The 14,420-nt window shown below is 41.8% G+C and carries 8 protein-coding genes; 1 reads left to right on the top strand and 7 read right to left on the bottom strand.

Going from position 1 to position 14,420, the window contains the following annotated elements:
• Nucleotides 1-172 precede the first annotated feature (172 nt).
• Together ACFE6N_RS06500 and ACFE6N_RS06495 are read right to left on the bottom strand one after the other, a co-directional pair.
• Entirely contained in the window at nt 173-841 is a 669-nt protein-coding gene (locus ACFE6N_RS06500) for a DUF3826 domain-containing protein (RefSeq protein WP_378934922.1), read from the bottom strand.
• A 12-nt stretch (nt 842-853) separates the two neighbouring features.
• Complete coding sequence (locus ACFE6N_RS06495; RefSeq protein WP_378934920.1) at nt 854-2,491, bottom strand: fucose isomerase; 1,638 nt, start codon at nt 2,489-2,491, stop codon at nt 854-856.
• A 227-nt stretch (nt 2,492-2,718) separates the two neighbouring features.
• On the opposite strand from ACFE6N_RS06495, the gene ACFE6N_RS06490 reads away from it, so the two are divergent.
• On the top strand, nt 2,719-3,588 hold the full coding sequence (locus tag ACFE6N_RS06490) for an AraC family transcriptional regulator (protein ID WP_090979354.1): 870 nt from the start codon (nt 2,719-2,721) through the stop codon (nt 3,586-3,588).
• Between the two features lie 102 nt (nt 3,589-3,690).
• Here ACFE6N_RS06490 and ACFE6N_RS06485 read toward each other — a convergent pair whose 3' ends face one another.
• The 5 genes from ACFE6N_RS06485 to ACFE6N_RS06465 form a co-directional block, all read right to left on the bottom strand.
• Nucleotides 3,691-4,623: a dihydrodipicolinate synthase family protein gene (locus ACFE6N_RS06485; protein ID WP_378934918.1), complete on the bottom strand. Its 933-nt coding sequence runs from the start codon at nt 4,621-4,623 to the stop codon at nt 3,691-3,693.
• A 55-nt stretch (nt 4,624-4,678) separates the two neighbouring features.
• Nucleotides 4,679-6,247, bottom strand: coding sequence for a sodium:solute symporter (locus ACFE6N_RS06480; RefSeq protein WP_378934916.1), 1,569 nt, complete (start codon nt 6,245-6,247; stop codon nt 4,679-4,681).
• Nucleotides 6,248-6,345: 98 nt separating this feature from the next.
• Entirely contained in the window at nt 6,346-9,900 is a 3,555-nt protein-coding gene (locus tag ACFE6N_RS06475; RefSeq protein ID WP_378934914.1) for a malectin domain-containing carbohydrate-binding protein, read from the bottom strand.
• Nucleotides 9,901-9,950: 50 nt separating this feature from the next.
• Entirely contained in the window at nt 9,951-12,758 is a 2,808-nt protein-coding gene (locus ACFE6N_RS06470; protein ID WP_378934912.1) for a glycosyl hydrolase family 95 catalytic domain-containing protein, read from the bottom strand.
• 1 nt (nt 12,759) lies between these two features.
• On the bottom strand, nt 12,760-14,337 hold the full coding sequence (locus tag ACFE6N_RS06465) for a glycoside hydrolase family 28 protein (protein WP_378934910.1): 1,578 nt from the start codon (nt 14,335-14,337) through the stop codon (nt 12,760-12,762).
• Between the last annotated feature and the right edge of the window lie 83 nt (nt 14,338-14,420).

The following is a 14,420-nucleotide window of genomic DNA, read 5'->3' as shown; positions in this document are numbered from 1 at the left end:
GCTAGCTTTATTGCCTGAATATTGTATGATCTAATTTACATGAAATCAAAAATACCAGCTATTATATCTTTTAATAATTGACATTACAAGGTACTAATAAAATTCATATATAAATGCAATATTCTTAAATAAAAAATGTTAAAAAAAATTCAAGCATTAAAACCAATGGGAATTAATTGCCATCAGCTTTTGCCTTCCGCCTTTTTTCCCATTCAATACCTTCTTTTTTCAGGTCGTAACCGGCAGCAGAAAGGTAATTGTTGATGCGGCCTTTATACTTACCGAACCAGGCATGTTTTTTATCTGATGATTCTGCATCCATTGCACGTTCCCGTGCCTCAGTTAACCAAACTAAAATCTGCTTTTTCTGCTCATCGGTTAAAGTGAGTATTTCTTCCTGGTAAGCTTTATAAGTAAGCGGCAGCACGCCGTAAGTCATACCGTTTTTCACCCCTTCAATTTGCTCATTATTGAGCTGGGCTGTCAATTTGCTGATGTATTTTTTGTGCAGTTTAGCCAGCGATGCTTCTACCGCACGGTTCTGCTTAGCTAAAGCCGAATCGCGCAATACCTTATTCTCTTTATTTTTCTCCTTAATATCTTTCGCCCCCAGGTCTCTGGCGGTATAAATATCGTTCAGGTTACTGTACTGATCTCTGATGATATTGGTAACCTTTTCAGCTTTTTTGCTATCGCTGATACCCAGGGTATTTACAATTTTAGCGGCACGCTCAGTAATGGTTTTGGTATAGGCCGCCTGATCTGCAAGGGCCTTATCCTGAGCAAAAACTGCCGTTGCAACGGAGAACGTTAAGAACAGGGCTAAAATTTGTGATTTCATTTTTTTATATCTTTAATTAGAATTTCTTTTTTTTCCAAGGTTGACATCTCCACAAAAGTGCACTTTTATGCCCAGTTCATCCATAGCCGCTGCTTTAATTCTGCAGGCTTCATGTGCACCGGCCTCGTAACTGGTGTATACCACCTGAATGTGGTTGGCCAGGTGGCGTGCCATTAACTGATCGCGGTTGACCCCTTTTAAAATGGCATGCATAATAGGCCACTCGGGTGTGGTTCCCTCCCATCTTCTTTTGGTTTCAGCTGCAGGTAAAGAGACTACTTCGCCCACTCCTAAATCGCAGTGCAGTTCATTATGCTTTATATACACGCGGCTCCATACGATGAAACCGGGCTTACTAATGCCTTTTAATGATCCACCGCCCAAACGGAAATACATGGCAGGCTGTCTGTCGCTGCTTGCTCCGGCGTAACCATCAATGAAATGTGCGGCTGGCGCCGCGCCTGAAATGAGAAAAAGCCAAACAAAGCCGTCAATTTCGCCTCCTTTATAATGTTCGCCCCAACGGATATCATGCAGCGTATTTTCTCCGCTCATGCCGAGTTCATTCCAGAGTTGATAAGTGAGCAGAGCATCCAAACCGGCACATTCATCAACTTCGTTAAAATGTGGTAAAGCCTTTTTGGCGTACAGTTCTTTGCCGTTTAAGCCATATACCGGTGGACGGTCTTCGTTATTAAGCAAACCTTCCACCAAATCGCTGGCCACTGTCAAATCTTTTAAACCCTGCTGGTATTGGATACCGATGGTGTCGCAGCTAAACTCGTCGGCAATGCGGAGTGCTGCAATATACATGCGGCATTGCTCAAGTGTTTGTCTTTTTGTTAATTGTGTAGCCTCGTCAGTACCCCAGTTAAAGGTCATTCTTTTTTGCAACAGCCAATCTAAAACACCTTCAGCTTCCTGATCGGTTACCTGTAACATGGCAGCATATAAAGCTGATTGACTGAGCCGCTCTTTAAAGAAACCGGTGCGGTGCAGCAGTTCATCGGGAATGATAGCATTGTACATACCCATGCATCCTTCATCAAACACGCCCATTATTACTTTTCGTTCTTTCAGACTTCTGGCAAAGTCCCGACCTTTTCTATCGTCGCTTAAAGGGATTTTATTTAGCGCGAAACTTTTAACGTGACTCTGATCATAACTGATTTTACCGGTATAAAGCCATTCCTGCAATCCGTCGATAAAAAAATCGTCTGTAAAATTTTCACTCCACAGCGTACTGTAAGGGATTTGGGCTTTGGTTAAACAACCGTTTAAATTTAACATGCCTACCAGTCCGGGCCACTGTCCGCTCCAGTTGGCGAGGGTAAGTATCGGACCGCGGTGCGTGGTTAATCCGGCTAATACGTGATGAGAATACTGCCAAACGCTCTCTGCAACGATTAAAGGCTGGCCGGGGTCAATACTCCTGAAGATATCCATACCCATTCTTTGCGAATCGATGAAGCCGTGTTTTTTAACCGGATCATAAGCGTGTGCCCGTTTAACCTTCCTTCCAAGCTGCTCAATTGCTGCAGTTAATTTTTGCTCCATTTCGGCTTGCGCTGCCCAGCAACTTTGGTTTGCCGAAAGGCGTAAATCTCCACTGGAAACGATAAAAATTTCGTTTGATTGATCTGGTCTCATATTTTATTAATGAACATAAAATTTACAGGAAAATAATGTGCTCTTTATTAATTTGGTTATGCCATACGGCTCTTATACAAAACTCCGCAATGAAATACAGCATTTTATCATGCTTTTTATCAACTTAATATAGGATATTATCATTTAAGTGCCTAAATTGGGCGTTTGTAATTGATGCCCTTATCGGCATTGGATGGCAATCCTAACCAAATGTTTTTATTAGAATCATGAAACCTCATTTTCATAAAGTACCCATTACCCTGCAAAGTTCTTTTAGTATCCGTCATGATATTAAACCCGATTTCGGCAATATCTGGCATTACCATCCGGAGCTTGAACTGCATTATGTAATTAAAGGTGAAGGTGTACGTTTTATCGGCGATAACATCAGTAATTTTGTACCTGATGAAATGGTTTTGCTGGGCGAAAACCTGCCGCATACCTGGCGTTGTAAAGATGAGTATTTTCAGGGCAACCCCGATTTAACTACCGAGGCGATGGTGATTCATTTTCTGCCTGATTGCCTGGGGAAGTATATGCTCACTTTGCCGGAAGCTTACCTGATTCCGAAGTTATTTGAGAAAGCAAAAAGCGGCATGGTAATTAATGGTAAAGCTAAAGACAAACTCATTGATTTAATGCGTGCCGCAGTTGATGCCACCAACCTTGACCGGATTATTATATTGCTCTCAATTTTAAAAACACTGGCCGAAACGGATGAATACTCGACCATTGTAACAAGCAAAAACACCTTTTACCAAAGCAATGAATCTGAAACCCTGCGGATTAACAAAATCTGCAATTATACTTTAAGTAATTATAAAAAAGAAATTACATTGGAAGAAGTAGCTTCTTTAAGCAATTTGAGTGTAACTTCTTTTTGCCGTTATTTTAAGCTGATGACGAAAAAGACTTTCTACGATTTTCTGATCGAGATCAGGGTAAGCCACGCCTGTCGTTTCCTGATTGAAAATAAGTTGCCTACTGAAATGATCTGTTTTGATTGTGGCTTTAATAACGTTTCCAATTTTTACCGGCATTTTAAAAAGGTAACGGGAATGACGCCGCTGGATTATAAGCGGAAGTATTTGAATTAATTCTTTCAGACCTTACAGGTTTTTAAAACCTGTGAGGTCTGAATAGAAAATGTCAGATGGTAACATCTGACACCACACCAAAAAACCTATAAGGTCTATGGTTTATATAAAAACCTCGATATTTAACTCGCTTCTTAAGGCAGTATAATCATCAAACAATTTTTCTACTTCTTTAACTACATCGGACGTAAACGCACCCACATTTCTCCGTGTGAAAGTTGAAATGTTTAAACCGCGTTTCTGCAGAAAATATTTGGAAACTACCGGGTAAACATTGTGCATCACGTCCATATTCTCCGTCAGGAAATTTTGCACAGCAGCTACATCATCTTTTAAATGGTTATCGTTGTAATGGTCGCAAAGCCAAACAATTAACTCCGGAAAATAATTGCCCTGAATGCAGGATAATCCTGAAGTACCTGCTTTTAACGATTCTACGGCATGCACCATGTAAGCATCATATAAGCCAAATGCATGACCATCAGTGAGTTTAAGTTTTTCTTTGATCTGAATAAGATCAAGGCTGGTATCTTTATGGTAAATTACCCTTCCTGTTGCTACAAAATCAGCCAGTTGCTGGGGTTTTAATACTCTTTTGTAGGGTACAGGGCATTCGTAGAAACCCATCGGAATTTCATCCGTCTGATGCAGCAGCTCGAACACGCGGTCGTTAAATATTTCATCGCTTTCCTCCTCATTGGCCAATAAACTGGTAATGGCAATAACGGCCTCAACGCCGGTATCGCTTACTGCTTTCACAAAATCGGCCTGTTTGGAAATGGGCCCACCAAAGGTCCCGGTAGCCACAACCGGTACCGCCCCGTTTACAACTTTAATAACATGTTTGATGACCTGGATGCGCTCTTTATCTGTTAATTCGAACATTTCGCTCGAAAGGCAATTGGCAAATAAACCCGATGATCCGGCCTGCAGATAAATCTCTGTAAGCTGGGTAAGTGCCGGATAATCGATATTTCCATTGCTTAAAAAAGGCGTAAGCATCACCGGGATGAACCCTTTTTGTGAGTTTTCCATTATATTTTGTCCTGATAAATTGTTCTAAATAATTGCCAGATTGAACCTTCCGGATTTAGCTGACGGTTTTGATTTTTCTGTTTTTAATTTTCGTCAGGAAAAGTCCTGTTAAAAAAATGGTTAAGGTACCGGTTACAATAATCATGTTTTTATGCAGCGGATTTCTAAAAGCTTCAAATTCCGGAGGCAGAAGAGAAGAAAATGTCATCCATATAATTACGGCAATACCGATAATAGTTGCAGTTATGGCTTCGTGGTTTTTGGTTTGCCGGCTTATAATGCCCAATAAAAACAAACCCAGCATGCCTGCAGCGAATATACCCGAAAGCTCCCACCATACATCCAATATACTTTTTACCCCAATCATGGCAATCCCAGCAATCATGCCGAGTAAACCAAAAGCTACTGTTGCGATGTGCAGCAGTGATAAATTCTGCTTATCATTGATTTCTGGTTTAAAATACCGCTTGTAAATATCGACCGAAAAAACAGTTGCCGAAGCGTTCATTCCGGAGCTGATGGTGCTCATAGCGGCCGATAAGATGGCTGAAACAATCAGCCCCACTAAGCCCACCGGTATTTTGGTCACCATAAAATGCGGCATAATTTTATCGCCGTAATCTGCCGGTTGTAAAGCGTTCTGTACTTTTAAAACCTCAGTTGCAGCAGCATGTAAAGGCAATCGCTCTACCGCTACCTGGTGTTTGATCGATTGTACCAGTTCAGGATTAATTTCGTAGTAGGCAAATAAGCAAGATCCTATAATAAAGAAAAGTAAGGATGCCGGAATATATAACCATACACATAACCAGATTGATCTGGAGGCTGCCCGGCTTGATGATGCGGTATGGTAGCGCTGTATATAATTCTGATCCATACCAAAATTATTCAGGTTGATGAAAAAGCCATAAAGCAAAACTACCCAAAACGATGAACTGATAAAATCAGGTTTAAAGCTGCCCAGACTAAATTTATCGGCGGCTTTGCCTATCTCTGCTATTTTCGCTACTCCGCCGGGCATATTGCTGATCACGAGATAAAGGATGAGTAAAGCACCAAAGGTTTTTACGATGGCCTGTACCACTTCTGTCCATATTACCGCTTCGATTCCTCCTAAAACGGTATAAACAATGATGCAGATGCCCATTACAATCATAATCATTTGCATGGAATAGCCGGTTAAAGCCTGTAAACTCAACGCGATGCCGAAAAAGATGGAACCCATCCTTGCCAGCTGCGTAAGCAGGAAGCAAACGACAGCATATACCCTTGCCCAGGCACCAAATCGCTTTTCGAGATGGGTATAGGCCGATATTTCACCTGTATTTCTGTAAAACGGCACAAAGTATTTAGAAGCTACCCACGCGGCCAGTGGCATTGAGATACTAAATACAAAAGCATTCCAGTTACCGCCGAAAGCTTTTCCGGGTACACCCAAAAAAGTATTGCTGCTTAAGAACGTTGCATAAATAGATAAACCTATTGCCCATCCGGGAATGAGGCCCGACGCTTTTGTAAATTGCTCGGAATTTTTATTTTTCCTGGAAAAATAAACACCAACCAGTATCATTCCAACCAAATAAATGGCGATAATCGCAAGATCGAATATAGGCAGACCCTTCATTATTGATTGGCTCGTTTATTAATTTGGTTAAAACAAATATGCATTTCTAAAAAACAGTATTCATATAAGATTTTGGCTACATATTGTACCATCTTATCTTATTGAACATCCAAAGCATCAATACTCATTCCTTTGGTTTCGATGGCAGTAATTCTTAGCTGATAGGCACCTGCGTTAATCATACTACCGGTACTGGTGCTGAAATAGTTCCATTTACCTGTCTTGGTTGGTGCAAATTCTGCCTGTTCTGTTTTCATCAAAGTACCATCAGCTGATAAAAGCTCCAGTTTAGCTTTGAGGTTTTGCTCAAAAGGGTTGTGATATTTAATGGTTAACGAATAGTTATCGGCAACGCCTACGGCGAAATTCCAGGTTAGAACGGCATCTGTATTGGCTTTAAAAGTAACGCGCTCCTTGCCCATCAACTCTTCTTTTACAATGTTGTTACCTTTTAAAATAGCATCGGTAGCCTTGTAGGTGGCGGTATTTTTTAAATCGTAAGCAGGTTGTAAATGCGTAACCGGTAAAACGAAAACATTTGCCGTGCGGCTATCAAAAATGATCCGCTCGTTTGGGTTAAGCCTTTTACGGTACAGCCGGAAGCTTTCTGCGTTGCTGTTGGCCAGAGCGGTTTTAGTATCGTCAAAACCTGTTGGCACACGGCTATTGGGGTTTAATGCAACAAAGGTATCTGCCGTGTCCGTCGCGGTAAATTCAATGCCCTCCTGCCCGCGCGAAGCTTTAAGCCATTCGGAACCAAATATGCTGGAAGGCAGGCTGGTAAAGTTTGTTTTTTCTCCAATAAATTGTGCTTCTCCAATGTCCAGCCAGTTATGTATTTCTGCATTTTTAATTTTGGTTAGAAGCGATTGGCTTGCGGGTGCAGGCTTAATATTTTGATTTGAACTGGCTATGGCAATGGCCGAAATTACTGCCTGTCCAACTTTTATTTCCGGAAAATGAATCGTTAAAGCACCACCCTTTACGGTCGTTTTGATGGTTTTCTTTAACAATGTATTGCTCCCGGCTTCTTTCCAGATATCTAAATCTTTAATCACTGTTTTGCCATTGAAAGCCACATCGAATAAGCGCATGCCTTTCGCGTCTAAGCCACCACCTATGCCCAACCAGGGTTCTATAAAATAAAGTTCTACCAAATATTCGCCATCTGGCAAAGGAAAATGATATTTCAGCTGGTCCCGGCCATACCTGAAAGTCTGAAATAACTTCCAATCGGTTGTGCCTGCAATGGGTTGAAAAGTACGGCGCTGACTGGCAAAAAAAACAGGTATACCCGGAAAACCTTTTGTCCAGGAGCTTGAACCAAAACAATTTTTCGCCGTTAAGTTCCTGTCTGCCGACCATTGATTCCCGTAGGTATCAGTATAATCATCGCCACCACAATTTAAGCGGTAAACATAGTGGTAGCTTTTTTCGGGAGCTATTATTTTTTGATCGGTAACCAGTTGATTGAAATCAGGGCTTTGCGGTAGATTTTGCAAAACAAGCTGATCTTTTGCAACCGCTTTCCCATTAACGTAACCTATCGCATACAATACATTATACTTGATATTGGGTTTGTTCCACTGAAAATGCGTGCCGGTTACACCTCGCTTCTTTTTGCCAAGCGATTGACCGCTAATGTCGTTAAAAAGCGCTACTTCATCGCAATTGGAATATACCACCACACTATCTTTTATCCCGGGCCTGCTCCATCGGTTTGGCCAGGTATGCGATACGATGTATACCATGGGTTGTGTTGCTTTTGGCGCATAGTTAGCCCTGAACATGTAAAAAACATCTGTAGGTTCTTCCCATGGCGTAAACATGCCTTTATAATTTACAGGGCCAACCCGGTCTAAATCCCGAAGTCCCTCGCCGCCCTGAACGCGTCCCGGATTATCATGCGAGCTATATAGCCAGAAAAAATGCCCTGCAGTTTTATCCTTTACCGATTCGGCCAAACGCACTTTAGTTTCCATCAGGTCGGTCATTTTGTTTTCGGTATAACCCTTTCCTGCTGCATCAACATCGTGCAGATCGATGGTTCGCCAGGCGCCGTATTCACCTACCAAAACCTGTCTTTGCAGGTCTTCGCCATAAGTTAAGGGGTTGCCGCCATAGGTGCCTGTCCAGTTTTGGGGAACATCCCAATCGGTGCCTTTGCCGCCATTACAAGTGGTTACTTTTCTTTGTGACGATGCGGTTGGGTCGAGTTTACGGATTAATTCGGTGCACTCCCGGGCGAAATCTTCAGGCAAGGTACTTTCGTTTTCCAATCCCCATAAAACCACAGCCGGACTATTTCGTCTTTCTTTTACCCAATCGGTTAAAAGGGCTTTGAAGTTTTTTCTAAATTCAGGCGTATCATACCAGATGTGTGCAGCCATTTGTGTCCAGCATAAAATCCCTTCCTTATCCCAATAATTAGAATACAACAGGTTGTGTGGCTGGTGTGCATCGCGGAAGGCATTAAAACCTGCAGCTTTAATCTGCATCACACGCGAACGGATTTGGGCATTGCTGAAAGCATGGCTCTGGCCGATTAAATGTTCGTATTCGGCTATCCCATTGATAAATACAGGTTTTCCGTTTAACAAAAATACTTTCTGATTGGCCTGTTCCCCGATTGGCCAGCTAATCCATCGGATGCCGTAAGGTGTTTGCTGTTCATCGAGCACTTTTCCATTTTCAATGAGGGTAGTTCTAAGCGTGTAGAGATATGGGTTTTCCAGCGACCATAATTTCGGATTACTTATAGTAGCCGTCTTCTGTACTACATTCATTTCTTTCCCCGGACCGAGATGAATGGTACTGCTCAAGGTTTGTATTATTTTTCCATTTGCTTCTGTTAGCTGACTGATGAGGTTAAGCGATCTGCCTTTTGAACCATAGTTTTTAAGACTTGTAGTGAAATTTAAAACAGCAGCTTTTTCTGAAATTTTATTGTCGTTCCAGATGTGAATACCAAAAGGTTCTACGCGAACTTCATTGGTAACGATGAGGTGAACAGGCCTGAAAATCCCCATAGGCTGCGAGCCTTCCGAAAAGCCACGTTCAGTAGAACAACCGCCATCAACCCAGGGTAAATCCTGAATGTTGGCCGGGTGATCGGCCCTCACCGCCAGTATATTTTCAACGTTATTCAGTTTAATCGCCGTTGTAATGTCGAGTGTAAAGGTAGTTCTGCCACCTGCATGGTAGCCCACCTTCTGACCATTTAGCCAAACAGTTGCATAAGAGCCTACTCCTTCAAAATACAAAAAGAAACGTTTTCCAGCCTTAATTTCATTTGTTTTAAAACTCTTGCGATACCAGGCATAACCGTGGTTGTTGCCGTGCAACCTGCGTTGGTAGCCCTCGTATTGATCCCAGTTATGCGGTACATTTACACTTTTCCAGTTTTTAGGATGATAAGTGGCTGCCTGAAAACCCTCAAAGGCATTTATACTTTTTTCATCGGCAACAGTAAGCCAACTGTTATTTAAAGAAATAGTCTTCCGGATCTGAGCATTAACGAAATTTATACTGCATAATGCCAGCAACAATAAGGTGAAGAAATGCTTTGAAGTATAGGTTCTTGGTTCGTGCTGACATGAACCAAGGCTTTTGAATATGGGGATTACTTCCTTGCTCAAGATACTTGTCTCCACGGACCTTTTACCATTAAAAATATTATCAAAACAATTCCTCAACCAACTCATCATTTCAAATCTCCGTTCAGTTTATAAGTTTCGCCTGCTTTGGTGTGCAGTTCTATCACTAAATTTTTATAATGCAACGTGCAATCTCCACCGGTTTTAGATTTAAGTGTAAATGAAGTTAATGTACCCTTTTCCCAGCTCAAATCTACTTCAAAACCACCTCTGGCCTGTAAACCTCTGATATTGCCAGTAGACATCGCTGTTGGCAAAGCCGGTAAAATATCCAGATAGCCCTGATGGCTTTGCAGGATCATCTCAGCTATTCCCGCAGATCCCCCGAAATTGCCATCAATCTGAAACGGCGGATGTGCGTCGAAAAGATTTAAGTAAGATCCGGCTCCGTTATTGGCTGGTTTCATCAACATCTTTACCAGTTTCATGGCATGATCGCCGTCCTTAAACCGGGCCCAGAAATTTATTTTCCAGGCCAAACTCCAGCCCGTGGCATCATCTCCACGATACAGCAATGATTGTTTTGTTGCCTGCATTATTTTGGCATCGGCATCCCAGGTAATGTCGCTGCCGGGATAAACGCCCCACAAATGTGAAACATGACGGTGTTTGTTGGTTGTATCGTCTTCATCGGTTAGCCACTCCTGCAACTGGCCATATTTACCAATTTGATTTGGTGCCAGTTGTTTCAACTTTTCCTGCAGTATTTTTTTGAAATCTGTATCGGTATGGAGTACATCAGCGGCTGCAATACAGTTCTTAAACAGCGAGCGGATAATCTGGTGATCCATAGTTGGCCCTGCTACCAAACCTCCATTTTCGGGTGAGTTAGACGGTGTACTGATTAACCAACCTGTTTTAGGATCTTTTATCAGAAAATCTACAAAGAACAGCGCAGCCTGTTTCATTGAAGGGTAAGCTTCTTTTTCGAGGAATTTCCGGTCATGGCTAAACTGGTAATGCTCCCATAAATGCTGGCATAACCAGGCTGCGCCGCTTACCCATATACCATGATCAGCAGCGTTTATAGGGGCGGTTCCATTCCATAAATCGGTGTTATGGTGTATCACCCAACCCCTTGCATTGTAATATGCTTTGGCCGTCTCGCCACCGGTTTTGATTAAACCTTTAATTTTCCGGAATAAGGGTTCGTTTAAGGCCGATAAGTTTAAAACTTCTGCTGGCCAGTAATTCATTTCCAGGTTGATGTTGGTGGTATATTTACTGCCCCATGGCGGGGTTAATAAATCATTCCAAATGCCTTGCAGGTTGGCCGGTTGCGTTCCTGGTCTTGAACTTGAAATTAGTAAATACCGTCCATATTGCATATATAAAGCAGCAAAAGCAGCATCACCGGAACTTACAAATTTTTTCAAACGCTCATCTGTTGGTAGGCGCTCATTTTCTGACTGACCAAAACTAACCTCAAACCTGTTGTAGTATTGCTGGTATTCTTTAACGTGGTTCTGTTTTATTTCAGCATAGGTTTTCCCTTTGAGGCTTTTGAGTGCTTTAACATTGGCGGCAGCCGGTAAGCCCGAAACATCCTGCGCATTAATAAAATTAGTGCCTGCAGTTAAGTAGAGGGTAACTTCATCTGCCTGATTTATACTGATTTTTCCGTTTGCAATTTTTAAACTTCCTTTTTTAACGATTGCCGTTAACCTGCTTTCTCCTTTCAATGCCCCATTGTTAACTGCAACTGTTAAAGCAAGTGTTTGCTTATCCAGTATTTTAACGGCCGACCGGCGATGCGGACTTGATAATTCTGCATCGAAGGTGATGGCTTTAGGTTTATTGGCACTTAAATGAATAACGACCGCCTGGTTGGGTTGACTGGCAAAATATTCGCGCTGATAGTTTACCCCATTGCTGGTGAAAGTGGTTTTAGCTATCGCCGTGCTGATATCCAGCGATCGTTTATAATGGCTTACCAGTGGTTTACTAAATTTAAAGTATAAGTTAAGGTCACCAAAGGGTTGGTAGCTCTCCTGATACTGCGATATGGCAGGCGGGTTTTCATCCTGAATTTTATATTTCCATGCTTTTTCCAGTGAAACTCCTTGTGTAATATCTGATCCTACCGGATAAATACCAATTTTTTTGCTGGTATCTTTATAGCCGAGTAAACCACCCTTATCAGCATAATTAAGCACCTGTATAGCAATGGTATTGCTGCCTGTTTTAACCAGTTTTGCCGGAACGGTGTATTTTCTCGGTTCATTGTTATCAGTATTGCCAACCAATGTGCCGTTAATGTAGGTAAAATCCTGATCACGGATGCGGTTAAGATCAAGTATCAAATCTTTTCCATTCCATTTTTCAGGGACATCGAAAGTTGTTCGAAGCCATACTGCTCCGTCTAAATTGGCAAGTCCAGCCGTTTCCCAGCCATCAAAAGCTGGTACTTTGAGGTTTATCCAGTTTTTGTCATCAAAATTGGTCAACGCAGGATTACCCGTTAAGCCTTTTCCTGCCTTCATTTGGTTTACCCAGGCATTTTTGTCTCCGGCTTCGCTTTGTAAACCCATAAACTGTGCCTGCGCAAGGCTTTCGGCTTCTTTTTGTTTTCCCTCAAAAAGCAGTTCTCTAATGTCTTTTAAATATTTATATGCCCCTTTTCGGTTGTAATCTCTTGGTTTTCCCGTCCATAAAGTTTCTTCATTAAACTGGATATGATCGACCATGGTACCCGCAAAAATCATGGCGCCAATGCGGCCGTTACCAATTGGCAATGCATCTGTCCATTTTTCTGCAGGTTTATTATACCACAAAATATTGTTGTTTTCCTGTGTCCAGGCATTTGATTGAACAATTACGGCTAAAATTAAAGTGGCTAAAGATTTAAATTTCATGTTATTGTACTTTATCGCCCGAAATAATTTCTATAGTGGCCATTACTTCCTTTTCTTTTTTAACGGGCGTTTTCACCCTTCTGAAATTATTGTTGCCTAAAAATATATTTTTCGTTTCAGCACCACTTAATTTTAAGTATGTATTTACTTCAGATGAAGGAAAAGCATTGTATAAAAAGAGGTCAGAAGTATTGGTTAAGTCTATAACGGCTGCATCTGCAGGCACTTTGTCGCTTTTTAGCCCATCTATAATCAGGTTACTTACCTGAGTTGCCTTTATTGCAGGGCCAATTTGGGTATTAACGGCTACGTGGTGTAGTTCAATAGCTGTAGCATTACTAATCGAAAAACCACTTTTCGCATCAAGGTTGATGTCGGTAAAAGTAACATTGCTGATGGGCATTTCTTCAAGCCCGTTTAAATAGGCCGCCTGGTTTACCTGTCCTGTGATGTTGGCGAAATGAATGTTCCGGAATGCCGGCGTACGTACTGAAACTGGTTCAACCTTGGTTTTAGCGTATTGCATATCGAGTACAATGGCTTGTTCGCGGATGTTTTTCATGATGATATTATTCACCCTGATCTCCTCTACTACACCACCCCTTCCACGTGCGGTTTTGATGCGGATACCGCGGTCAGTTCCATCGAAAACGCAGTTGGAAATGGTTATCTTGCGTACATCGCCCGACATTTCGCTGCCAATTACCACGCCACCATGACCAGACAACATGGTACAATTGGTAATTACATAGTTTTCGGCCGGAACTGCCATTTTCCTGCCTGGTGCATCTTTACCGGATTTAATGGTGATGCAATCGTCGCCAACACTGATGTGGCAGTCTGAAATGTGTACATTTTTGCACGATTCGGGGTTAATGCCATCGGTATTGGGCGAATGCGGATTATTTATGGTTACCGCATGAACTTTCACATTTTCGCAGAACTCAGGATTAACCGTCCAGAATGGTGAATTGCGAATGGTAATGCCTTCGATCAACACATTTTTGCAGAACATGGGCTGGATAAACGGCGGACGTAAAAAGCCGCGTTTCATTTGTTTGGGATCGTCCGGTAAGATGATGTCCTTATTTAGGCTGGCAAAGGTGGTTTGCCATTTCGATACCGGCTGCCCTTCTTTATAACCTTCAACAAAATTCCACCATTTTTTACCGTGGCCATCAATTATACCACGACCGATAATCGAGATGTTTTCGGCTTTATAGGCATAAAACAAGGGCGAAAAGCTGGTTACATCTACCCCTTCATATCGGCTTTTGACCATCGGAAGGTAATCGTCAAAGTTATCGCTGAAATGGAGCTCTGCACCAGCATCAATTAAAATGGTAACATTACTTTTTAAATGGATTGGCCCTGTTAAATATTTACCTGCCGGAAAATAAACAGTACCTCCACCCACTTTTGAAGCTGCATCTATCGCATTTTTGATGGCTGTAGTAGCCAGTTTACTGCTGTCGTTTTTAGCGCCATATTCAATTACGTTATAGTACCCTTGTGCCTTTGCGTTAAGGTAACCGATAACTGTTATTGCAAAAATTAAAGTCTTGATTATGTATCTCATTAGGTTTAAATATTTATTTTTTGCTGTATCCATGTTCGGTATACTTGCAATACAAGCAAATTTTCTTAAAAAGATTGCTTCAC

Source organism: Pedobacter sp. BG31, from assembly GCF_042464845.1.
GTDB classification, from domain to species: Bacteria; Bacteroidota; Bacteroidia; order Sphingobacteriales; family Sphingobacteriaceae; genus Pedobacter; species Pedobacter suwonensis.
The sequence above is the reverse complement of the archived record's forward strand: the minus strand, read 5'-3'. Positions and strand labels throughout refer to the sequence as shown.